General features: G+C 63.4%; 24 protein-coding genes. 12 read left to right on the top strand and 12 right to left on the bottom strand.

The window, feature by feature from the left end; genetic code table 11:
* The first annotated feature begins 63 nt into the window (after positions 1-63).
* The 4 genes from B4U45_RS22360 to B4U45_RS22375 all read left to right on the top strand — a co-directional run bounded on the left by B4U45_RS22360 (position 64) and on the right by B4U45_RS22375 (position 4,481).
* Positions 64-987 (top strand): LysR family transcriptional regulator, encoded by a 924-nt coding sequence (locus B4U45_RS22360; RefSeq protein WP_033719515.1) that lies wholly within the window; start codon positions 64-66, stop codon positions 985-987.
* A gap of 274 nt (positions 988-1,261) precedes the next feature.
* Entirely contained in the window at positions 1,262-2,596 is a 1,335-nt protein-coding gene (locus tag B4U45_RS22365; RefSeq protein WP_033719514.1) for a cytochrome P450, read from the top strand.
* Positions 2,597-2,733: 137 nt separating this feature from the next.
* Entirely contained in the window at positions 2,734-3,513 is a 780-nt protein-coding gene (locus B4U45_RS22370) for an enoyl-CoA hydratase/isomerase family protein (protein WP_033719513.1), read from the top strand.
* A complete protein-coding gene (locus B4U45_RS22375; RefSeq protein WP_033719512.1) occupies positions 3,507-4,481 on the top strand; it encodes an MBL fold metallo-hydrolase in 975 nt (324 codons plus the stop codon). Before B4U45_RS22370 ends, B4U45_RS22375 begins: the two co-directional genes overlap by 7 nt.
* A gap of 96 nt (positions 4,482-4,577) precedes the next feature.
* On the opposite strand, the gene B4U45_RS22380 is transcribed toward B4U45_RS22375, so the two are convergent.
* From B4U45_RS22380 to B4U45_RS22410, 7 genes are all read right to left on the bottom strand, one after another.
* Positions 4,578-4,787: an anti-sigma factor family protein gene (locus B4U45_RS22380; RefSeq protein WP_338396531.1), complete on the bottom strand. Its 210-nt coding sequence runs from the start codon at positions 4,785-4,787 to the stop codon at positions 4,578-4,580.
* Positions 4,788-4,816: 29 nt separating this feature from the next.
* Complete coding sequence (locus B4U45_RS22385; RefSeq protein WP_033719511.1) at positions 4,817-5,440, bottom strand: RNA polymerase sigma factor; 624 nt, start codon at positions 5,438-5,440, stop codon at positions 4,817-4,819.
* Positions 5,441-5,727: 287 nt separating this feature from the next.
* Entirely contained in the window at positions 5,728-6,258 is a 531-nt protein-coding gene (locus B4U45_RS22390; RefSeq protein WP_129560190.1) for a hypothetical protein, read from the bottom strand.
* 222 nt (positions 6,259-6,480) lie between these two features.
* Entirely contained in the window at positions 6,481-7,482 is a 1,002-nt protein-coding gene (locus B4U45_RS22395) for a saccharopine dehydrogenase family protein (protein WP_033719509.1), read from the bottom strand.
* Positions 7,479-7,961 carry an SRPBCC domain-containing protein gene (locus B4U45_RS22400; RefSeq protein ID WP_080691825.1) on the bottom strand — a complete coding sequence of 161 codons (483 nt, stop codon included), beginning with the start codon at positions 7,959-7,961 and terminating at the stop codon, positions 7,479-7,481. The genes B4U45_RS22395 and B4U45_RS22400 overlap by 4 nt, the downstream gene beginning before the upstream one ends.
* Complete coding sequence (locus B4U45_RS22405) at positions 7,958-8,965, bottom strand: fumarylacetoacetate hydrolase family protein (protein ID WP_075545910.1); 1,008 nt, start codon at positions 8,963-8,965, stop codon at positions 7,958-7,960. The genes B4U45_RS22400 and B4U45_RS22405 overlap by 4 nt, the downstream gene beginning before the upstream one ends.
* On the bottom strand, positions 8,962-11,004 hold the full coding sequence (locus B4U45_RS22410) for an oxidoreductase (RefSeq protein ID WP_219859512.1): 2,043 nt from the start codon (positions 11,002-11,004) through the stop codon (positions 8,962-8,964). The genes B4U45_RS22405 and B4U45_RS22410 overlap by 4 nt, the downstream gene beginning before the upstream one ends.
* 63 nt (positions 11,005-11,067) lie before the next feature.
* On the opposite strand from B4U45_RS22410, the gene B4U45_RS22415 reads away from it, so the two are divergent.
* Positions 11,068-11,676, top strand: a complete 609-nt coding sequence (locus B4U45_RS22415) for a TetR/AcrR family transcriptional regulator (protein WP_033719507.1) — start codon at positions 11,068-11,070, stop codon at positions 11,674-11,676.
* Between the two features lie 95 nt (positions 11,677-11,771).
* Here B4U45_RS22415 and B4U45_RS22420 read toward each other — a convergent pair whose 3' ends face one another.
* Positions 11,772-12,284 carry a YkgB family protein gene (locus B4U45_RS22420; RefSeq protein ID WP_033719506.1) on the bottom strand — a complete coding sequence of 171 codons (513 nt, stop codon included), beginning with the start codon at positions 12,282-12,284 and terminating at the stop codon, positions 11,772-11,774.
* Between the two features lie 408 nt (positions 12,285-12,692).
* Between B4U45_RS22420 and B4U45_RS22425 the strand changes: the two genes are divergently transcribed.
* The gene (locus B4U45_RS22425; RefSeq protein ID WP_236723054.1) at positions 12,693-13,952 is read left to right on the top strand and encodes a molybdopterin-dependent oxidoreductase; all 1,260 of its coding nucleotides are present in this window, start codon (positions 12,693-12,695) and stop codon (positions 13,950-13,952) included.
* Positions 13,919-14,530 carry a hypothetical protein gene (locus B4U45_RS22430; protein WP_370530862.1) on the top strand — a complete coding sequence of 204 codons (612 nt, stop codon included), beginning with the start codon at positions 13,919-13,921 and terminating at the stop codon, positions 14,528-14,530. Before B4U45_RS22425 ends, B4U45_RS22430 begins: the two co-directional genes overlap by 34 nt.
* Before the next feature lie 152 nt (positions 14,531-14,682).
* Here the strand turns inward: B4U45_RS22430 and B4U45_RS22435 are convergent, their stop codons facing one another.
* Complete coding sequence (locus tag B4U45_RS22435) at positions 14,683-15,459, bottom strand: DUF427 domain-containing protein (RefSeq protein WP_033719530.1); 777 nt, start codon at positions 15,457-15,459, stop codon at positions 14,683-14,685.
* A gap of 291 nt (positions 15,460-15,750) precedes the next feature.
* Positions 15,751-16,287 (bottom strand): carboxymuconolactone decarboxylase family protein, encoded by a 537-nt coding sequence (locus B4U45_RS22440; protein ID WP_033719505.1) that lies wholly within the window; start codon positions 16,285-16,287, stop codon positions 15,751-15,753.
* 101 nt (positions 16,288-16,388) lie between these two features.
* Here B4U45_RS22440 and B4U45_RS22445 point away from each other — a divergent pair, with 101 nt between their 5' ends.
* From B4U45_RS22445 to B4U45_RS22460, 4 genes are all read left to right on the top strand, one after another.
* A complete protein-coding gene (locus B4U45_RS22445) occupies positions 16,389-17,063 on the top strand; it encodes an RNA polymerase sigma factor (RefSeq protein ID WP_225345393.1) in 675 nt (224 codons plus the stop codon).
* Positions 17,053-17,328, top strand: coding sequence for a zf-HC2 domain-containing protein (locus tag B4U45_RS22450; RefSeq protein ID WP_033719504.1), 276 nt, complete (start codon positions 17,053-17,055; stop codon positions 17,326-17,328). The genes B4U45_RS22445 and B4U45_RS22450 overlap by 11 nt, the downstream gene beginning before the upstream one ends.
* Positions 17,329-17,685: 357 nt before the next feature.
* Positions 17,686-18,096, top strand: a complete 411-nt coding sequence (locus tag B4U45_RS22455; protein WP_050594578.1) for a YHS domain-containing (seleno)protein — start codon at positions 17,686-17,688, stop codon at positions 18,094-18,096.
* Between the two features lie 270 nt (positions 18,097-18,366).
* On the top strand, positions 18,367-18,948 hold the full coding sequence (locus B4U45_RS22460; protein WP_050594270.1) for a TetR/AcrR family transcriptional regulator: 582 nt from the start codon (positions 18,367-18,369) through the stop codon (positions 18,946-18,948).
* 3 nt (positions 18,949-18,951) lie between these two features.
* Here B4U45_RS22460 and B4U45_RS22465 read toward each other — a convergent pair whose 3' ends face one another.
* Positions 18,952-19,503: an Mpo1-like protein gene (locus B4U45_RS22465; RefSeq protein ID WP_075545908.1), complete on the bottom strand. Its 552-nt coding sequence runs from the start codon at positions 19,501-19,503 to the stop codon at positions 18,952-18,954.
* Positions 19,500-20,408: an alpha/beta fold hydrolase gene (locus B4U45_RS22470; RefSeq protein WP_080691824.1), complete on the bottom strand. Its 909-nt coding sequence runs from the start codon at positions 20,406-20,408 to the stop codon at positions 19,500-19,502. Before B4U45_RS22470 ends, B4U45_RS22465 begins: the two co-directional genes overlap by 4 nt.
* A gap of 558 nt (positions 20,409-20,966) precedes the next feature.
* On the opposite strand from B4U45_RS22470, the gene B4U45_RS22475 reads away from it, so the two are divergent.
* Positions 20,967-21,434, top strand: coding sequence for a GNAT family N-acetyltransferase (locus tag B4U45_RS22475; protein WP_033719501.1), 468 nt, complete (start codon positions 20,967-20,969; stop codon positions 21,432-21,434).
* Positions 21,435-21,439: the final 5 nt, after the last annotated feature.

Below are 21,439 nucleotides of genomic sequence, written 5' to 3' on the forward strand. Positions count from 1 at the left end.
TGGGATCTACCATCGGCGTGTGAGCGGGTAGCCGTCCAATATCTTCTGTGATAACCATCGGATATGGACGTGCACGTGCGGGACTTGCGTTACTTCGTCACTGTCGCGGAGCTGTTGCACTTCACCCGTGCTGCCGAGGCGTTGTTCATCAGCCAGCCCGCCCTGTCGAAACAAATCCGTACCCTCGAAACCCAGCTGCGCGCACCGCTTTTCGTACGCACCAAGCGCACAGTCGAACTGACCGCCGCCGGTGCCGCGCTGCTGCCCCATGCCCAACACATGCTGGCTGTCTGGGCGGATGCCGAACAGGCCGTGGGCGCCGCCGCGGTCAACCAGGACGCCACCCTGGTCGTCGGATTTTCGACCAGCGTGGGGCGCGGCCTGCTGCCCGCTATTCGGGCTCGCCTAGCCAACCACGCCCCCCATGCCCAAGTACGGATGCGCCAAATCCCTTGGGGCGACCCCACCGGCGGTCTAATGACTTCGGGCCATCAGCGCACCGACGCCGCCTTCGTCTGGCTCCCTCTACCCCGGCCGGAGTCCTATCAGTGGCTGCAGGTGGCCACCGAAGCCCGCATGGTCGCCCTGCCCCCCAAGCACCGCCTCGCCGACCGCGACACCATTGCCTTCACCGACCTGCTCGACGAGCCCTTCATCGCCCTGCCGCCCTCAAGTGGAGTATTGCGCGATTACTGGCTGGCTCTCGAGGCCCGTGACGGGCGTCCCGTGCGCATCGGCGCCGAAGCCGCCAGCACTGACGAAACCGTCGAAGCACTCAACGCTGGGCTGGGCGTGTGCCTACTTGCCGCTGGCAATGTCCCACTGATCGACCGCGACGGCGTCATCATCCGCCCCGTCACCGGACTGAGCCCGAGTCAGCTCGTCCTCGCCTGGCGCCGCAACGATGACAGACCCCTACTGCAGGCTTTACGCCGGGCGCTAGCAGAAGCGAATCTGGCAACCCGGGACCCTCTGTCCCACCAGTAGAGACTCTGAGAAACCAAATCCGTTGTCAGTGTCGCGCTTACAGGAGCCAGTTATGGTCGGGAGGAACGAGAGCCGGCGATCGCCGTGCGGCTGCTGAGTAGCGGTTGTGCCGGTGCGGCCGCGACCGCACTGCAGTTGTTGACCGTGCGTTCGGCGGCCACGCGCAGCTGACGTCAAGTCCAACGCCCGACACCCGGTCTTGCACCGTAATGTACCCGCCGGTACGATCTCGATCAGGGTGGTACTACGGTGTACCACGGATGGGACGGCGAGTATGCGCGACGTGGTGCCAGTCGCACCGGTTCGGCACACTACGTCCACGGCGAAGTTGCCGCCCGCCCTGCCATGGCCCAAATCGTTAGCGGGAATTGGCTTTTCGATATCGCGTCCTTGGACGCTCCGCCAGGGGGTGCGCCGCTGCGGCAACGTTTTTACTCTTGATATTCCCGTGTTTGGCAACACCGTTGTGGTAGCCGACCCCCTGCTCGCCAAACAGGTGTTCGCGGCGAGCACCGACGATCTCGTTAATATTCAGCCGAACCTGAGTCGAGTGCTAGGGCCGGGATCGGTGTTCGCCCTTGACCGCCAGCAGCACCGCGACCGCCGCAAACTCCTGACACCACCGTTTCACGGCAGGAGCATCAAAAGCTACCAGCGGATCATCGAGGAAGAGACGCTGCGAGAAGCGTCGCGCTGGCCGATCGGACAGGAGTTCCGAACACTGGAGCCGATGAACCGGCTCACCCTGAACGTGATTTTGCGCGCCGTATTCGGAGCCCAAGGCACCGAATTCGAAGAACTGCGGCGGCTCGTTCCTGGATGGGTCACGCTGGCCTCCCGGCTGGTGCTATTGCCGCGGCCGTCGAGCGGTTTAGCCCGCTACGGCCCGTGGGGGCGCCTGGCGCTAGCACGGCGCCAGCTTGACGAAATCATCTATCGATTGATTGAGAAAGCCAGAGCTGCAACAGATCTCGGCGAACGCAGCGACATCCTTGCATTGCTGTTGCGCAGCCGCTGCGACGACGGCTCAGCGATGTCTGACGCGGAGATCTGCGACGAGTTGCTCACGTTAGTGGGCGCGGGCCATGAGACAACGGCTTCGACGCTGGCCTGGGCCTTTGAGCGGCTGCGTCGACACCCGGCAATCGCCACAGCACTGGCTGCCGAAGCCGCCGGCGAGGGCAATCAGCTGCGGCAGGCAACAATTTGTGAGGTCCAGCGTGCGCGCACGGTCATCGATATGGCGGGTCGGCGTGTGGTGACTGCGATGTTCGAACTTGGCCAATGGCGCGTGCCGCAAGATTATTCGATCCTGATCAGTATCGCCTCGCTGCATGGGAACACCCGTGCTTTCTGTGAGCCTGACCGATTCGACCCCGACCGTTTCATCGGCGATCGTCCTTTGAACTTTGCCTGGTTGCCGTTTGGTGGTGGAACCCGACGCTGCGTCGGCGCAACATTCGCCAACTTCGAGATGGATGTCGTGTTGCGAACGGTGTTGCGCCACTTCATTCTCGACGCGACGACCGACCCAGGCGAGAAAATGCACTCGCGCGGCGTCGCGTACACACCGAAAGACGGCGGGCGCATCGTGCTGCAGCGCCGCTGATGTGCGGAACCGGCACGGCGTTACGCGGGATAAAGGCAGATCTATCGCGCCCACACACCCGCAAGAGCCGCGCTCGGGCAACCGCGGCCGTGACATGGTGTTAGCAGTGAAATTCCGAATGACCGCAAGGAAACAGGATGAGTTGGGATATCCGGCGCAGAGATCGCGTCGCGGTAGTGACGATGACAACCAATCTCGTCAACGCGCAGAACCGCGCGTTCTTCGCCGACCTACACGAGGCCTTCGACACTCTGGAACGCGACCACGCTAGCTCGCCGGTGGTGCTTACCGGAAGCGGTACGCGGTTCTCCGCAGGTCTGGATTTGGGGGAGCACTTCCCGCTGTTCGCAGGTGATCGCGCGCCCGTCGCGTCGTGGTTCGAGCAATATCGAGCCACGAACATGCGCGTGTTTACCTATCCACGCCCGGTGGTGGCGGCGCTCAACGGGCACGCCTTCGCGGGCGGCTTGATCACGGCGGCCGTCTGCGATTACCGGGTCGCCATCAGCGAGGGTGCACGATTCGGTCTCAACGAGGTGCCGATCGGAATCCCCATGCCGGCAGTATACGTCCGAATGCTTACTCACGCGTGGGGCGAGCCAGTGGCGTCACGTACCAGCCTGCTTGGCGAAACCTTCTCTCCTGCAGAAGCTTACGCGCTGGGGATGGTTGATGAGTTGGTGCCGGCCCACGCGCTGCTTGATCGCGCCGTCGAAGTGGCTGAACGGACTCCCGAGGACTGTCTCGAGCAGTACGCCTTCACCAAGCGGGCCTGTCAGGCCGCTGCGCTGCGTGACATCACCGAACTCGCTGATTCACTCGATGAAGACCTTCCCGACTACATGACCGCCGCGCCGGCCCGTCGGGCGCATCGGCGCTACTGGCAGCAACTCAAAGGCCGTCCCCCGTCATGGTAAGTCGCGCCGCTGAGTCGACGCTGCCACCCTGGACGATTTGGCAACGCCGGCCGTTCCCCGACACCAACCTGCTGTTGATCGCCGGTCGTGAGCCGGCGCTGGTCGACAGTGGCTTTATCGGCCACGCCAAGCAGACGGTCGCCTGGGCCAGTGCGCACAGTCGGCGCATTCGATGGGTCGTCAACACCCACTGGCATTCAGATCATGTCGGTGCGAACGCGCTCCTTCAGGCGATGGGAGCGGCGATCGCCGCCAGCACTCCCGACGCTGATGCGCTCGCCCGACGCGACCCGGGATGCTGCCAGGCGGAATACCTCGACCAGCCGGTCAGCCCCTACGTCGTCGACATGTCCTTGGAGGACAACGCAATCCTCAGGCTTGGCGACTGCGACTGGCAAGTCATCCGCACGCCTGGGCATACGCCGGGGCACCTGTGTCTGTGGCAGCCCGACGAGCGGCTCCTGGTAACCGGTGACGCGCTCTCTGATTACGACGTTGGCTGGGTCAATCTGGCGTTGGACGGACCCGATGCAGCCGAAACCGCTCTCACCTCACTGCATCGCATGACTGATCTGCGTCCGCGGGTGCTGCTGCCAGCGCACGGGCCGATTCCGTCCGACACGAGCGCCGCCCTAGCCGCAGCGCGCCGCCGAGCCCAGCGCCTCATCGACGATCCCGAAAACGCGGTGTGGTACGGTGCTCGCCGAATCTTCGCGTTCGCGTTGATGATTCACGACGGGATCGCGGTCAACGCGGTCGAGTCTTATCTGCATAAACGGTTGTGGCTGGTTGATGCGGCGCGCCTCTTGCGGACCACGCCGGAAGCTTTCGCAGCCGAGCTGATCGAGGCCATGCTGGCAAGCTCTGCCATCGTCTGCCGCAACGGTCTCCTGTACGCCGCCGCCGAATACACCCCGGTCGAGATGTTGCCGGTGGGCGTGCCCTTTCCCCGCTCTTGGCCGCCGTGAGGCGAGCTCTACCGCGAAGCCGTGCCAGCCAAGTTGGAAGATCAAGCAGACTCACGTATCTCAGCGTGTGTTCGGGTGTGCTGGGCGAGAAATCATTCAGTCGCGCAGTCCGCGCATTGCCGCCAGAAGCCTAGCGCGGAAGTCTGGGTCCAGTTCCTCCTCGGTGATGCGGCCTAGCGCGCCCACCGTCGCCCGAAATTGCTCAAGATAATGTCGACAACCCTCGCAGTCACCCAGGTGCGCATCAAAGCGGGCGCGGCGTCGAGCGTCGAGCCCGTCGTCGAGGTATTCAGAGACAAGCTCCACTAGCTCATTGCAGTTCATAGGCTCGCGCGTCATGGTTGTCCTACAAGATAGTCCTCGAGGCGCTGCCGAACGACCGCCCGCCCACGATGCAGCAGCACGCGCTGATTGGCAAGGCTGATGTCCAGGAGTTGACAGACCTCATCGGAGTCGAAGCCCAGCACATCGCGTAGTGCGACTACCAGCTTTTGCCGCTGCGGGAGTTCACTGAGTCCCTCATTGACCACCTGCAGCAACTCGCCGCCGAGTAACGAACCCTCAGGCGTGAGGGGAAACGGCGATGGATGCTCTTTCCAGTGCCCCGGAGTCGCATCCTCCGGGCCTTCAAAGCGCGTCGGGTCAACCGTGTGTGCTCGCTCCGACTTCTCGCTTTCGCGGCTTTCCGCCACGCCGCGTCGTTTGGCGAGATTGACCAAAATGGAATACAGCCAGGTCCGCAACGCCGATCGACCCTCGAAGCGGTCAATCCCTTTGAGCACGGCAATCCATGTCTCTTGAACGACGTCTTCGGCGACCTCGCGACTGGGAACATATGATTGCGCGATTCGTAACATCGGGCCGGTGTGCTGGTCCACCAGCCTGGTGAACGCCCAGTGCTCGCGGCGACGCAGCGCGTCGAGCAGCTCTGTGTCGTCGGTGGCCTGTCTTGCCGTCATGGCCAGTGACCTCCGCTGCCGGTAGTGAATCGGTGACGGGTGTCGAAAGACATCCCAATGTGTACTGGACAGTACAGCATCAGGCGGTGTGTGACGGGCCCTGGCATGAGCGCGCTTCGGTAGGTACCAAAAGGCGGTGCCACTCGATGGGTAACCGCTGACGAGTTCTCTGGGACTGTTTGTGGCCGTGTACCTGCAGCTGCTGAGCCACGCCGCGCGTCGGGGCCATCGCCGTCGCATCTCCGTCGGCAGGACAGGCGGTATGCGTCGCCTTGAGGGTCGACGAGTCAATTCCGATCCTGCGGAGCGAAGATCGCTTTCCGGGATCGGATGAGACCCGCAAGCATCAACGCGACGTAGCTGTAGGGCATGACGATGATCGGTTGCCCAGTGGCGGCAAAGAATCGGGTGGCGGCGAATGCGTCGTGAAGCCCGATCCACAACAAGCAGAAGGCCAGGAACCACCAGGCCCACCGCTGGCCGGCGCGCAGCCCGAACCGTGCGACCACGCTGACCGCGACGGCCGCGGCCGCGACGTTGACACCGCCGACCGATCCGGTCAATTCGGCCCACTGCTGAGCACCGTTTCCTGCGGCCGCAAGTCTGTTGAAGGTAAAACCCAAGCTGCTCAGGCCGGTCGGCCACGGAGCATCAGGGCGTGCCACGCCGAGCTGCGTGGTCACAAAAGTGATCAATCCCGCGGTGAACGGGATGGCGCCGGCGGCGAAATTCAGACGCCAACCGGGCACCACCTGTGCGCTGTGTGACGTCGTCGCATCAACGGGACTGTGGTCAATGAAATCGCGGGGCTGGGACACGGACGCTCCTTAAGTGTTCGGTGTTCTCTTCGTTGAGTGCACCGCAGTACGCAATGCGTTACACGTCCCATCTGCCGGACAGATCCTGCTCGCATGAGCTGGCTCCGTACGAGGTTGGTCATGTCTTCTAAGTGCGGCAGCGTAGGGATGACGGTCAGCGGTGACGAACTGGGAGCCAGCCAACCGTGACCGCGAGGTCGAACTCGGTTGCGGCGCATGCCGCTAAACGTCGACGCGCACTACCCTGTCGATCTCCAACGCAAGGTCGTACCCCCAGGCGCTGGCTGGTGTGTGCACGCCGGGGGGCGCGTCACCGGCCAGGATGCGCCGCATGCAGGCGGCGGCGGCTTTGGCGGTGAAGATGTACGCGTCGGGACCGCGTAGCACCGCGGTGGTTTGAGCGCCGCCGGTGCCAGTTGCTCGTGCCCACACCGCACTGCGACCTTGGGCCAAAGCCTCGTCGGTGGGGCCCTCGGGCAGGCGGCGGGCCACCGCGCGTAGTAGCCCGCCGTGGGGAATGCCTATCATCATCCGTACCGGGGTGGGGAAAGCCATGTAGGTGTCATAGGACGGAGCCGCCGGAACCGAGGCCACCAGGTCTGCGCGCCACGGGTTAGTGACAACAGTGGTCAGACCATCACCGTCGCCGAAATCGACTTTCATGCGTGCCCGGCCGGCCCGGCAGGCGACGAGGGCGCCGCTGCGCCTGCGCACACCCGGGCGGCGCAGCGAGCCGAGCACTACTTCGGCCGTTCCGCGCGACACTGCGCCCACCGTCTTCAATGCCACTTCAACCCGAACCGGTGGGCCCACCAAGGTTTCCGCGACGTAGGCGGCGAGGCAGTCCGAGGCCACGATGCCATACCCGGCGCCGGGCATCACCAGGACGCCGGCTGCGCGCGCCCGGTCGTTCCAGGCCGCTGCTGCCAGGTGCTCGTCGACCTCGCCGGCGAGATCAAGATAGGCCACGCCCGCGTCCACACAGCGGCGCAGCAACGGCGCTTGGGTCCGTCCAAAAGGGCCGGCGCAGTTGAGCAACGCCTGCGTAGCGGATAGGTCGAGGTCGTCCAATCCGCCGATCCGCACGTCGAGGCCCAGCGGATCGGCGACCGCGCGAAGGGCGTCTTCGCGCCGCCCACTGAGCACCGGCTGCAAGCCTTGCTCGGCGAAGGTGCGCGCCACCAGGCGCCCGGTGTAGCCGGTGGCGCCGTAGAGCAGGATCACGGCCGCCGCCCGCTTTCGGCGATGCGGGCGAGGTTGTCGACCCAGCGCTGGTGCATGCGCCGCATCGCCGGCGCCAGGACCGGACTGAGCAGCTTCGAGGCTGCTCCGCGTTGGGTCTCCTCGGTGCGGATGTCGGTACCGCCGTCGCTGCGGGCGGTCAGTACCCAGGCGTGATGGCCACGTGAACCCAAGCCGCTGCCCGTCCAGGCGAGCCGCTCCTGGGGTTCGTATTCGGTGATTTCGGTAGTGACCGGCGCGCCGAACGTCACCCAGGAAAAGCGGCTGCCCAGCTCGACGCCGGGCCACGGGCCGCCGCGGGAACGCATCCGCTTGGCGTTGCCGTAGTAGTCGTGCCAGCGGTCAGGTCGCACCAGCCATGCCCAGACCGCCTCGGGTGCGGCGCGGCTGGCTCCGAGGTTGGTCTCATGGATCGCGGCGCCGGCCGGTTCGTGGCCCGCGGGCCACTGGACAGTGCTCATTTCGTGCTCCCTCCAAAACGATTCGTCACAGTTCCGATCCGCGGCACGATGAGCTTGACTGTCGCGCCGGGCGGCGGTAACCGGCCCAGCTCAATTCCGCTACAACCGGCCAGGGTGCCGGTGGACAAGAGTTCACCCGCATACACCGTCTCGCCGGCGCACGCGCGGTGGAGGCACGCCTGCAGCGAGTGCGCGAAGTCATCGGCGCGACCGTGGCACCACTGTTGGCCATTGACTTCCACGGTCCCCGACAGCGAAGCAATATCGTCAACCACGTCGTCGGCGGTGAGCACCTCATTAGACATGGCAGTGGCAAACGACTTGCACTTATTCACCGGGCCGAGCGGGCTGCCCCGCACTTCCTCCCATTGGGTGTCACGCAGTGAGATGTCGTTGAGCAACACGAGTCCGCCGATCGCGTCGCGGCAGGCGCTGACGGTGGCGTCGCGGACCTGATGGCAGACCACGAAGCCCAGTTCCAGTTCGAAGTCCAGATCGTGGCCGTACGGGGGCACCGGGATGGGTGTTCCGTCGGGAACCAGCGCGCAATGGTTGCCTTGGTAGAGCAGTGGGGTGTGAAGCATCATGGGCCGCACCCGCAACCGGGGGATTGGGCGGCCCGCGAGGCGCTCGTACACGCCGGCCACGCGGGCCGCGCGTGGCGCGTAGCGTGCCAGCATGCCTCGGGCGACACCCTCGGAATGACTCGGTGAGAGCAGGAAGGGCCGCAGCGAGCGCGCGGAAAACGGCAGCCGTGAGCTCAGATCGGGCGTAAAACGCTGCGACGCAACGTGCTTGGCCAGCTCGCGTACCGCCGCGCGGGCCGGGGCACCGGCAGCAAGAAACGTCACCACGTCGCTCGAACAGGCACTCAGCACCGCACGCAGCGATGGAGACACCTCGGGGCGGGCCAGCGCGTCCGCGATCGGCAACCACCGCTCACGCGGCTCATCCCACGCCGCGACGGTGTCCCCGCCGGATCCGCCGACCACGCGCAGCCTCATAGCTTGCGGCCTTGGCGGTGCCCCTCGTAGACCGCCTCGTAGGTGCCGCGGGGTGCGACGGCGTCACCGATGGCCTCGAACGAGACCTCGCGTTCCCGCAGCGGTTGTGCGAGTGCGTCCTGGGAGTGACGCGCGGTGGCCATCACGATCCAGTCGGCAGTGACCTGCCGGGTTGTGCCGCCGGTAGGGTCATGCACCAGCGACAGTGTCACCTGCTTGCCGTCGATGCCGGTGATCCAGTGGTCGCGCACCATTTCGACACCGGCGGCATACAACTGGGGGTAAATCCACTCAAGGTAGACGTCGAGGATCGTCTCCATCCCCACCATCGGCCACCGCGTTACCAGCGACACCTGCGCGCCGCGCTGCGCGAGCAGCACGGCGGTCAGAGGGGCCACCACATCGGACTGATCGTCAACGACCACGACAGTGCCGTCGGGTGTCACGCTGCCCTCAGCTACCTCATCCCAGCCCGCGGTGCGGCCGCTCTGCCACCCCGGCACCGGCTGCCCGGTCCAACCCTGGAAGCCGTCGCGGGCGGCGCGCGAGCCGGTAGCCAGCACCACATGGTCGGGCTGCAGCTCGGCCAGCAGCTCGTCAAGGAGAGCGCCATCCACACGCACCCCGGTACGTATTTGCGCGCCGTTGCCGACGGCCTGCTCACCCAGCCAGGTACCGATGCGTCCGTACTCGGCGCGGGTGGGCAGCCGCGACTGCAGTAGCGCGTGACCGCCGACCTGGTCGGCGGCCTCCACGACGGTGACGGTGTGCCCGCGTGCCGCTGCTACCCGCGCGTACTCGAGGCCTGCGGGACCCGCCCCGATGACGAGCGCGCGGCGCGGCGCGTCGGCGCGACGGAGCGTGCCTCGACCCCATGCTGCTTCGCGGCCCATCGCCGGGTTGTAGACACACTGCACGCGACGGCCCTGCATCGCAGTCTTCCAGCACAGGTTGGCCGCGACGCAGCGGCGGATATCCTTTGGCCGGCCTTGTTCGGCCTTGGTGACCCAGTCCGGGTCGGCAAAGAGCTGGCGCCCCAAGCACACCGCGTCGCCGTGGCCCTCGACCAATAGCTGCTCGGCCACCCGCGGCTCGGTGATGCGTCCCACCATCAGGACCGGCTTCCCCGACACCGCCTTGATCGGGGAGGCCAAGTCGCGCTCCCAGCCCTGCTCGAAATGCATCGGGGTGTGGATGAATGCGTGGTGGACCCCGGCGGACACCGACACGTAGTCCACGTCGCAACGCTTTTCAAGTTCGCGTACCACCTCGACCACGTCGGGCGTCTCAAGGTCACCCGGCCAAAATGACGTGGAGTTGATCCGGTATCCGAGGAACGGCTGGTCGCCGACCGCGGAGCGCATCGCGTCCAAACAGCGGACCGGGAATTGCAGCCGGCGCTCAAAATCCCCGCCCCATGCGTCGTCGCGGTGGTTGTAGAGCGGGGACAGGAACTGCCATGGCAGGTAACCATGGGAGAGGTGGAATTCGACGCCGTCCAGGCCTGCGGCGACCGCCCGCGCCGCCGCCGCACCGAAAGCGTCGATGATCTCTTCGATCTCGCCATCGTCCATGGCCTTCGGCGTCATCGCCCCGGGAGTTTCGCCCAGCGGGATCTGCGACGGTGCGCGCGAGAACCACTCCGCGTCCGGGTCAAAACGGGTGTCCTGCTTGAACGCCAGCATCGATCGAACCCCGGTGTGCAGCAACTGAATTGCGAGCTTGGCGCCCTCGGCATGCACGGCCTCGGCCACCCGGGCCAACGGCGGGATCGCGCGATTGTCATACAGCGAGCCCACCGTGAGCGGCGCGGCCAAAGAGGACGGGTGAACGTGGGTGGCGCCGATGATGATCAACCCCCCCCCGCCAGCGGCACGTTCGCGGTAATACGCCACCGCCTGATCGGTGAAGCGCCCCGACCACGGATCGTCGACCCAGGTGGGACAGGTCGGTGGGAAGACGACGCGGTTACGGATCTGGCTGTGGCGAATCCTCCACGGCGACAGCAACCTCGGGAACCCGGACTCCTTGACGACCATCCAATAATCGTTTACGAAACCAATAAAAGTGTCAAGATATTGTTGGGCTCTATACTCTGGCGTGTGTCAGCCTCCGAAGGGCAGCTGCGTGGGACGCGTGCACGCGATGCCATCGTGGATGCCGCCCGCCGTCAATTCCTTGAGGTGGGTTTTCGCCGCGCCTCCATCGAGTCAATCTCTGCGGCCGCCGGAGTCTCCCGCCCGACTGTCTACGCGCACTTCGCCTCCAAACAGGAGGTGTTTCGCACCATTGTCGCGCAACTGCATGACGACCGCATCCGCGCCATGGCCGATGCCGCCGTCCCCGACGCGCCAATCGCCGATCAGCTCTACGCCGTCCTGTCGGCGCGCTTTGCGCCGTTCGTGGCCCTGACCGCCTCGTCGCCCTATGGTGCAGAGCTACTCGACGAGAACAGTCGCACCTGCGGGGACATCACCCGTGACTCGCGTCAACGCTCCACGCGGCTGCTGCGTGAGCTCTTGGCCAACGCTGATCGTGCCGGAACCATCAACCTGAGCGACGTCGGTCTCACACCAGCGACCGCCGCCGACGTCATCTACGACGCCGCCCGAGGCGCCAAAGAAGACGCAACACTGACCGTGCAGGCCTACCGGCGCCAACTGAGCCGGCTGGTCACCGTCCTCGCCCGCGGCCTGGGTGCCGGCCGCTAACCACTTCGTTTGTGCCATGCGAGCGTTGACCGCAAGTTGTTGGCGCTGCCGAGCATTCGAGTGATATAGAACGGGCGGCCGACCATCGCCGTCGGTCACACAGTCTGTATCGACACCCTGGCCGATCGACGCTCCCAAGCGGCACGCAGCGCCTCACCCAGCGTCCACGTGGCCGCACCCAGCAGAGCAATGTCTTTGATCAGAAAGCCGCCGGTGTCGGTGAGCAACGGAACATATACAGACGAATTCTCGACCACGCCTGGGGTAGTAAACAAGAAACTGAGCGTCGACAGGAAAAGGAAGACGGCGATGGCACTGCCGGTGGCCGCGGCCCAGGCCGAGACCGGCCGGCTCGCGATCAGTACGGCGGCGGCGATCTCGATAGTGCCCAGCGCACTGGACAACCCCTGAAGGCTGAAGATGTTGTACAGCCAGCTCATCAGGGGTTGGTTGTTGATGAACAGACTGATTGCCTGGGCCTCCTGAATCGTGAACTTCTGTAAGCCGATCCAGGCCAGCGGAATGCACAGTCCGTAGCGCAATATGACTCCGCCGAGAGTGCTGATGACATCAGCAGCTTTTGCCAGGGGTGCGTGCGGAGTGTGCATCAGAACTCCATCCAAGAGGTTCGGTGAAAACGGGTCACCGGTTAGTGACCGCCAGAGTGCAGAGCGTTACACCGGTGCCAGACCCACGCCTGCAGCTGCCTATGGCTTCGAAGCCGCCGTGATCTGGTCGCAGTGACTCCGGGCAGAGGAGGCCAGAAAGTCGCCATCGATCTACAGGCTGCGGCGTAAGCGTACTGCACGGTACACTTCTGCTTGACGCAGTCAGAACGGTCGCCGACTACTGCCCAACACGAGATGAGGCTCGAGTCCGACGTGACGACCTCTACACCGCCCGAAGGCGATTCGACCGCTTCTCCAACTGGCCGCGCCGAGAATGGCGCTCCTTCATCGGCGCCAACTGGCGAACACGTCGAGGGATATGGCTTTCCCGCGGCGTTATGGCGGGCACTGGAAAAGCGTCCTCCGCCGGGTCTTTTGCTGATCAGGTGGCGCAGTCCACTACGGGGTCCGTGGCTGACATCGGTGTTCGGACTCATTCTGTTGGTCGTATTGCCTGTCGTCATCTTGACCGGTCTGCTGTCATACATTGCTTATGGCCCCCAATTTGGCCAGGCCATCCCGTTCGACGTGGGCCTACTCAAGCTGCCTACCTTCGACTGGCCCACCAGGCCGAGCTGGCTGTACCGCCTGACACAGGGCCTGCACGTCGGACTGGGGCTGATCATCATTCCCGTAGTTCTCGCCAAGTTATGGTCTGTGATCCCACGCCTTTTCAGCTGGCCTCCGGCGCGATCAATCGCCGCCATCCTCGAGCGCGTCTCGCTGCTGATGCTGGTGGGCGGAATACTGTTCGAGATCGTCACCGGCGTGTTGAACATCCAGTACGACTACATCTTCGGTTTCAGCTTCTACACCGCCCACTACTTCGGGGCTTGGGTCTTCATCGCCGGTTTCGTTGCCCATGTCAGCATCAAGTTCAGCAAAATGATGACCGGTCTACGCTCACGATCGATGCGAAGCGTCCTGGCAACCTCGAGAATTGACACGGTCCCGGAACCGTCCGATGAGGACGGACTGGTGGCGCGAAATCCCGATCCGGCGACTCTGAGTCGCCGCGGCATGCTGGCCGTCGTCGCCGGTGGGAGCGCGCTTGTCGGAGTGCTGAGCGCGGGCCAGACTATCGGGGGAGTCATGCGTCGCGCGGCGGTGCTGCTGCCACGAGGACGTAGCTACGGCACGGGCCCAACTGATTTCCAGATCAACCGCACCGCAGTTGCCGCAGGGATCGATTCGAGGTTTACCGGAGCAGACTGGCATCTGCGACTCGTCGGCGTTGGCGATATAGCACTGGATCGCACGCAGCTGGCGGCGATGCCGCACCACACGGTGAAACTGCCGATCGCTTGTGTCGAAGGGTGGTCGACAACGCAGGAATGGACGGGGATCCGGCTCGGCGACCTCGCGGCGGCGGTCGGACTTCCACGGCCTGGTTCTGCACTCGTGTCATCGCTGGAACGTTTCGGAAGCTTCAATCACGCTGTGCTGCAAAGTAATCAAATCGTGGACCCGCGATCGCTTCTGGCGTTCCAAGTCAACGGCGCCGACCTTTCGCTTGACCACGGTTATCCGGCACGAATCATTGTTCCGGCTCTTCCTGGTGTGCATTGCACCAAGTGGGTGTCTTCTATCGACTTCCGGACGACATGATGCGTTACCTGCTAGGTGTGGGACGACGACTGTACGGTGAGCGATTGCTGCACCTCATCGTGTTGCTCTCCGCGCTGGCACTTGGGGGTTACGCAGTATCAATCCTCGGCCTCGAAGAACTTTTCAACCGGAGAGTTTGGTGGCAGTCGATCGCTGTCTGGTTCGCTGTCGCCATCATCGCTCATGACTTGGTCCTGTTTCCGCTTTACGCGATGGCGGAACGCCTGATCCCTGCGAGATCATTACCGAATGGGGCCGTTCGTCATCGCTCGGTACGCGATATTTTGATCGTCAATTACATCCGCTTACCCACCGTGGCAAGCGGGTTGATCCTCTTGCTCTTCCTGCCTGGCATCATCGAACAAGGGGCGTCGACATATCAGATGGCGACAGGGCTGACTCAGGCGCCGTACTTCTCGCGTTGGTTGTTGCTGACTGCCGGGTTCTACCTCGTGAGCGCAATCTGTTTCGTAGTGCGGGTAGCGCTGACCAAGCCGGTCGCCGGCGAGAACGTTGAGGGCGACGATGTTCGGGTGCCGGTAAGTGCCGACGGCCGGCGAACCGACAATCCGCAATGAATTCCTCACTTCGCGCACCAACACGAGCATGTCATGTCTTTCGACGCACAGAAGGTCGAGTACTTACCTAAGCTACCGAAATAAATTGTTGCACAGAATATCTCATCGTTTATATGAAAGCACCGAGTTGAGGAGAGGGTTCGCGGCGTCAGTCACCCAAAGTGTGTGCTGGGTCGCGACAGCAGCGCTTGGTCGACGTAGATGTCTAGCTTCTCGTTGTAGAACGCGACCATCCCGGCGATTTCCACGACGGAGATCGTAGGATGCCGATATGTCCAGGCCAGATCCGGGTGAAGACGCTCTCCGATCTCCACCGACCAATAGCCTGAGGTGATCCCCTTATACGGACAAATGGTCTGTGTTGGACTGGGCTTCAGATGCGAGAAGTCGATGTCGGTGCGGTCAATATAGTAGCGAGTAGGTAAACCCGTCTCGAAAAGTAGTACAGGACACTCGGTTTCCGCCAGTAGGACATCGTCGAGTTCGATTCTGACGTGACGGTGCGAGCGTAGCGCATCCACCCGGACATACGGGCTGCGCGGGTGGCCGATGAGCGGTTGGTCCTCCTCGAACCAGTCGAGCGCGTCCCAGTCGAAGCGGAAACTCCCCGCGAGCGGACCGGTATCGTAAAGGCGCGCAGCAGACTTAACCGTGCGGTTGCCGTCTGCCAGCGAGAACAGCCGCGAGGACCCTAGCTGGAGTTTCTGGGTGTGCTGCTCGTCGACCAGGCACAACGTGTCGACGTCCTCGATAGGCACGTAGTACTGCGGGTAATACGCCACCTCCCAGACGTAGTGGGCCGCCTTCGTGTCGAATACCAGGATCCCGTTGAAGTAGCCACGAACCCGGCGTGGGACCGGTTCGATGCGCCCACGGTCGGCCGCCATCTGAGGGTAGTCCCGGTGCGGATTAGTGGATTCTGGAATCATCACAGCTCCTTCGGCTGGCTGGGAATGGTCGTGACGCGTTGATGGCATGGCGCAGAACCTCGGTACTCGAGACCGAACCCGCCGATGAAATATTCGTTGGACCACCTAGCGTTTGAATGCTTCGGGGTGCATCGCGGCCACTCAAGCGAGGCTGTTTTCAGACGAGATAACGGGCCTCACTTCGCGTCGGCTCTTCTTTCTGTACGTAATGGTACAGTGCTGGTCCTGACCCACAACGCCTCGGCTCGACGAAGCCTGCCAAGCAGATGCTTCGTCGAGCCGAGGCGACGATCACGCTGACACGACAGGGAAGTCGATGTCGGTGTGGGCGACATTGTTGAAGTAGTTGGTCAGGACATTGAGCCCTACGTGGCCAATCACTTCGGCGATCTCAGCGTCGCTTGCGCCGGCGTGACGTACGGCGGCAAGGGCAGAGTCATCGATCTGTCCGCGGTGTTCGTTGACAGTCACAGCAAACGTGAGAAGTGCTGCGGTCTTCGCGTCGTCGGCGTCGCCCTTGCGCGCTGCGGCCACCTGCTCAGCGCTGAGGCCGGCGACCTTCTGCCCGAGGTAGGTGTGCGCCGACAAGCAGTAGGAGCACGCGTTGGATTGGGCGATCGCGATGGCCAATCGTTCGCGGGTGGACCTGTCGAGCGTGCCGCGGTCGAGGCCGCCTGCCAGGCCCAAATAGCCGTGCAGCAGCGCGGGGCTGTGTGCCATCGCGCGGGTCAGGTTGGGGACTGCGCCCATGGCTTTCTTGACCGCGGATAGGGCCGCTGCTTGGTCGGGAGCCGCAGTGGCGTCGGTTACGAGGGGCAGGTTGCTCATGATGTTCTCCTTCAGCGGGTGAATCTTTCGGGAACCGCGGCGCAGTTGGCGCAGCGGATACTGTGTAGTGACGATCGTGTCCGATTCCGTTACAGCCGCAGATGAAGGAGTTCGATACCGAGGTGGTGGTCGAAACGCGGACGGTTCCTGACGATCGGTGGAAAACCGAGGCCGATCTGATTACGGCGCTGAAAGCCGGCGATGCACAAGCATTTAGCGCCCTTGTCGAAACCCTGCACGCTCCGTTGGTGCGGATGGCCAGCGTCTATGTTCACGCAGCGATGGCCGAGGACGCAGTGCAAGATGCATGGCTCTCGGTGGTGCGGTCCATCGGTAAGTTCGAAGGTCGCGCGAGCCTCCGCACGTGGATCGTGCGCGTCGTCCTCAACCGTGTGCGCAGCCTCGCGCGGGGTCAGTTCAATACGGTGCCGTACGCGACGGCCGGGCCCGAAACCGACGTGCGGCCGTCGGTTGATCCGGATCGAATGGCCCATCCTGAACTCGGAGCACACTACTGGCGTGATGTGCCTGGCCGGTGGGACCTTTTACCCGAGCAGCGGCTGATGTCGGCGGAGGTTCGTGCGGTGGTACTTGATGGGCTGCGCAGGCTGCCGAGTGCTCAACGTGAGGTGGTGTCGATGCGTGACATCGAGGGCTGGTCGAGCGAGGAGACATGCGAGGCGCTCGGCATATCAGCGGCGAACCAACGTGTGTTGTTGCACAGAGGCCGCGCCGTACTACGCAACTTGCTGGAGGTGTACCTCGATGAGCGCTGACGACGCCTTCATCGCTAACGACTTGCGCATTGCCTGCGCGGACGCCGTCGCGTTGGTCACTGATTATCTCGAAACGGCCCTAGTGGCAACAGACTTGGCTCGCTTCGAGCAGCACACGAGCCTGTGCGAAGCGTGCAGAGTGTACGTAGACCAAATTCGACGGACGATATGGATTACGCGAGCGGCGCGGCAGGAGTCGATCGAGATCCGTCCCACCAACTTCGACGCGCTGATGGACGAGTTTCGCCGACATAGTCACGACTAGCGAATGACGGCATGCGCAACTCACCCGAGTCAGTTGGCGGCCTGGTATATACGGCAGAAGCGCCGATAGATGACCCATCTGTCGAAGCGCTACCGGAGCGATTGACGCGGTTGCCGACCGATCGGCGATTTGCGGCTGACGAATCCCAGCGGCAAACACGATTCTCACAGCAACGCTTGAGTGGTTCACGAGAGGCCGTCGGTCGGCCCCCGGGAAAGTTGCCGTCACCGGAAGGCGACTGAAACTTTGTGGGTGAAGTTGCTCGATGGTTGTAACGGGGCGGGGGTCTTTGATGTCTAATCTCTGCTCGTCGCAGTTGGGCGGCGAGTCCGAACAAATGAACGGAGAAAGAGATCCATGTCCACCCACTCGCGCGCCCTCGTCAACATTGCCGGGGCCAGCGGCTTCGCTCTCGACGGCTTTGATCCGGTCGCTTTTGTCACTGACAACGAGCCCGTCAACGGTGATCCGAGCATCACCGCCGAGCATCACGGCGCGCGCTACATGTTTGCCACCAGCGCACACCAGCAGATGTTCAACGCCAACCCGGACAGGTACGTCCCACAGTTTGGCGGCTTCTGCGCATTCGGGGTCTCGGTGGGCGCCCTGTTCCCGGCCGACATCATCAACACCTGGGAGGTGCGGGACGGCAAACTCACGGTGATCTTGAACGCAGGCCTCCGCAGCGAGTTCGATAAGGATTATGACGGCAACCTGGCCAAGGCCGACGGAAACTGGCCCGGCCTAGTCGGCGAGCACGGCAAGTAAGCAGAGGTAACATCTGGCCGGGCTTGGCGGACGTTCGACATGCGAGGGTCTGCGGTCCGCCAAGTCCAGCCCCAGATGTCCTTCGCTCGGCCGAAACGATGGTTGCCCATGAGACAGTTGCCCACGAGACGGTTTAGGGCACGGGATAGGCCGGTCGTAGTCCATCGGCGGCCATCGATAGCGCTACCGTCATTGCTTGACCTGTGTGTTTGGCTTCCAGTCATAATCGACGCCAAGTTTTGACAACACTCGCAGACATTGTAGGGAGCCATGGCATCGTTTCAGCAATCTCAGCCCGCGCGGCGCGCCAGTGCTGAGCGCACGCGGCGTCGGCTCATCGAGGCCGGACTGCGCATGGCGGAAGTCACCGGCTTGAATGACATGAGCGTCAATGCTGTAGTCCAATACGCAGGCGTCTCAAAGGGAACATTTTTCCACCATTTCAGCGATCGTGGGGCATACCTCGTGTCGCTGCACCGTCACTTCCACGACGCAATGTTCGAGCAGGTGCGGTCCGTGGCGACGACGTTGCCCGCCGGCCCGGACCGTCTTAACCGGATGGCTACGGTGTATCTGGATTACTGCCTCGAGAATCACGGAGTGCGCGCATTGATCCTAGAAGCCCGCGGTTCGCTGGCGATCCAGGATGAGGTGCGAGCGCGTTCGAAGCTCAGCGCAGCGTTCGTCGCGACGGACTTTGCCGCCATGGGCTGGCCGGAGCCCCAGCGAGCGGCCGATTTGTGGGTCGCCGCTGCCGGCGAGTGCGCCCTAATCGAGTTGGAGGCAGGCGGACCCGACCTCGCGACTCGTCGAACACTGCAATATGCGTTCACGCTTCCTCGGCAGGAATGAAGTTCACAGATCCCGGCAAGGCGCGTGCTCAAGACGGTCAACGTCGGAGTCCTCGCCAGAGCTCGCGCTCGCTGAACACATAGCCGGATCACTCCGGCGCAGCGCGGGAAACACCTCGGCAACAATCATCACCGGACCAAGCAACAGATTTTCTGGCCGCCGGGTGAACTGCGGGGCCCTTCGTTCGAAGAATACATGTCCGACGAACTGGACCGCCCACCCAGCTACAAACGTGGCCGCGAAACTCGTTACAGCATAGGCTGTTTCGCACTGGGTCGCCATGGCGTCCGCTATTCCGCAGGAGATCGTGCTAAAGGCGAGGAAGCCTATTCCGGCACGCACAGACCAGCGCGTTACCACCAACGAGGCCGCTGCTACTGCGACGGCCGCCCCGTTGATCAACGTGGCTGCGCCGTGATCAGACATCCGTACCAGGCTGAGCATGCCCAGCGCCGAGATTGCGATCATGGGAATACCGATTGCATGCAACGCCCGATTGGCCGGTGAACGGTGAATCGATTCGTACGACGCCATGATTCTGTTGAAGTCCGTCATTGCCGTTCCTGTACCGTTTCGGCGATGAATTGAGCGAACTCTGCAGCGAATCGGTCGGGTTCCTCCATAAAGGCAGAATGACCCGCGTTAAACTGCGTGACCCGCCTGCGGCGGAACGTCTCAGCGGCGGCTCTGGAACGACGCCACGACACAAATCGGTCTCGTTGGGCCCACGCCAGCCACACCGGCGCCGCCACGTGGGGTGCCAGCGCCCGGAGATCGGCGTCAGGCTCGCCAAAACCGCGCCACGCGTCGGCCAGCAGAGGCGCAGCGGCGCTCCCGGCGCTGATGATGTTGCGACGTTGCTCCTTGGCCGCCGCACGCGGTAGGACGAGGCATCGATAATAAAAGCCGAAAGCTGCTGGGAACCATTTGGCTTCGCGCGCGCCCGCTTCGAAGAACCAGGCCATCAGCGAGGTGGCCAGCCGAGCGGTCCGATCGACCGGCGCCAGTCCACCGGCATTGCATAGCACGACCGCCGCGAACGCCTCGGGCACGGTTGCGGCGGCAATAAGCGCCGCCGCACCACCGATCGAGTTGCCAACAACGATCGGACGCGTCAATTGGAGCCGATCCACGACCGCCAGTGCAAGTTCGGCGAAGTGCTGGGGGCGCATGGGTCGGCCGTCGTCGGGTGAGTGGCCGTGCCCCGGCCAATCGACTGCCACGATTTCGAAGTGGTTGCCTAGACGGGAAGCCATAGACGCGAAGTCTCCGCTGCCGTGACCTATCGCGTGCAGACACAACACTGGTACGCCGTGACCCCACCGCTTGATGGCTACGGATGAGCCACAGGCGTCGATGATCTCGACTGGGCGCGCTGCGCCCACGGCAGCTTTCAGAGCAATGCCGGCTGCGAGTCCTCCGGAAGCGGGCCGCGCGCACCTGACCGACTGCCGATTCATAAAAATTCCTTCCCACGCGTTCCCTAAGTGACCGACCAGTCGGTCACTATTCCAGGTCCCGCAAGCTCGCGCAACTGGCCCGCTCCTGCTTTCGGGTCACGCCGGGGACGCCTAAAGGCGGTTCGCGGGGTTAACTCTTCCCGCTCGACGAGGGCAGGGGCGAGGCTCCGCTGTCGCCGCCGACCACGTAGTCATGCAGCCATCTGCGTCGGGTCGAAAGTGGAAGGCTTTGGTCGCCGCGTCGAGTCGGCGCCTGAATAGCACTGCGGGTATTTCGAGCACGGAAGCGTAACGGTGCTCGGCTGCCTGCAACGCTGGGCAGCAGCAATCAGTAATGCAAAGTTCCGGCCTCGGGAGGATGGCAACAGCAACAACGAGTTGTACTGTTGAGTCTAGTCTCTGCTTGCCGTCGATCGTCTCCATCGAAAGGAACATATTGCCCTCTGTAGCAAAGGAACACGCCGCTGCTGCGCAGCAGAGCGGACACGTTGTCGCGACTCGGCCTCCGAGATGGTTAGCGGCCGCGCCGACAAACTATGTGACACTTCGTTACTCACGATGAGCTCTCTAGTGCGCCCGATCCGGCGTGACGACGTTGCCCAAATCAAGCGCATTGTCGAGGCGGTCGGTCTGTTCCCGTCGACGATGCTCGAGAAGATGATCGAGCCCTACTTCACACGACCCGACAATCGGCAGATCTGGATTGGACACCAAGCCGGTCAATTTCTTGCTGGCTTTGCGTTCTGCGAACCCGAACGAATGACAACCGGTACGTGGAATGTCCTCGCAATCGGTGTCCTGCCGCAGCTTCACGGGCGAGGCATTGGCGCTGAACTCATGGGTCATCTCGAGCGGTCTCTCGCCGATGCTGGTGAACGCATTCTGCTAGTCGAGACATCATCGCTTCCGGAGTTTGAGCGTGCCCGCCGCTTCTACCGCACGCTCAATTACACTGAGGAAGCACGCATTCGCGAGTTTTACGACGACGGCGACGACAAGATCGTCTTCTACAAGCGCCTCGGCTGACGCCC

This window comes from Mycobacterium persicum, assembly GCF_002086915.1.
Lineage (GTDB): Bacteria > Actinomycetota > Actinomycetes > Mycobacteriales > Mycobacteriaceae > Mycobacterium > Mycobacterium persicum.

Coding starts and splice junctions, on each gene's coding strand:
- B4U45_RS22360 (WP_033719515.1), top strand. CDS start 64: ATGGACGTGCACGTGCGGGACTTGCGTTACTTCGTCACTGTCGCGGAG.
- B4U45_RS22365 (WP_033719514.1), top strand. CDS start 1,262: ATGCGCGACGTGGTGCCAGTCGCACCGGTTCGGCACACTACGTCCACG.
- B4U45_RS22370 (WP_033719513.1), top strand. CDS start 2,734: ATGAGTTGGGATATCCGGCGCAGAGATCGCGTCGCGGTAGTGACGATG.
- B4U45_RS22375 (WP_033719512.1), top strand. CDS start 3,507: ATGGTAAGTCGCGCCGCTGAGTCGACGCTGCCACCCTGGACGATTTGG.
- B4U45_RS22385 (WP_033719511.1), bottom strand. CDS start 5,440: ATGACGGCAAGACAGGCCACCGACGACACAGAGCTGCTCGACGCGCTG.
- B4U45_RS22400 (WP_080691825.1), bottom strand. CDS start 7,961: ATGAGCACTGTCCAGTGGCCCGCGGGCCACGAACCGGCCGGCGCCGCG.
- B4U45_RS22405 (WP_075545910.1), bottom strand. CDS start 8,965: ATGAGGCTGCGCGTGGTCGGCGGATCCGGCGGGGACACCGTCGCGGCG.
- B4U45_RS22410 (WP_219859512.1), bottom strand. CDS start 11,004: ATGGTCGTCAAGGAGTCCGGGTTCCCGAGGTTGCTGTCGCCGTGGAGG.
- B4U45_RS22420 (WP_033719506.1), bottom strand. CDS start 12,284: ATGCACACTCCGCACGCACCCCTGGCAAAAGCTGCTGATGTCATCAGC.
- B4U45_RS22435 (WP_033719530.1), bottom strand. CDS start 15,459: ATGATTCCAGAATCCACTAATCCGCACCGGGACTACCCTCAGATGGCG.
- B4U45_RS22440 (WP_033719505.1), bottom strand. CDS start 16,287: ATGAGCAACCTGCCCCTCGTAACCGACGCCACTGCGGCTCCCGACCAA.
- B4U45_RS22445 (WP_225345393.1), top strand. CDS start 16,389: ATGAAGGAGTTCGATACCGAGGTGGTGGTCGAAACGCGGACGGTTCCT.
- B4U45_RS22450 (WP_033719504.1), top strand. CDS start 17,053: ATGAGCGCTGACGACGCCTTCATCGCTAACGACTTGCGCATTGCCTGC.
- B4U45_RS22455 (WP_050594578.1), top strand. CDS start 17,686: ATGTCCACCCACTCGCGCGCCCTCGTCAACATTGCCGGGGCCAGCGGC.
- B4U45_RS22460 (WP_050594270.1), top strand. CDS start 18,367: ATGGCATCGTTTCAGCAATCTCAGCCCGCGCGGCGCGCCAGTGCTGAG.
- B4U45_RS22465 (WP_075545908.1), bottom strand. CDS start 19,503: ATGACGGACTTCAACAGAATCATGGCGTCGTACGAATCGATTCACCGT.
- B4U45_RS22470 (WP_080691824.1), bottom strand. CDS start 20,408: ATGAATCGGCAGTCGGTCAGGTGCGCGCGGCCCGCTTCCGGAGGACTC.
- B4U45_RS22475 (WP_033719501.1), top strand. CDS start 20,967: ATGAGCTCTCTAGTGCGCCCGATCCGGCGTGACGACGTTGCCCAAATC.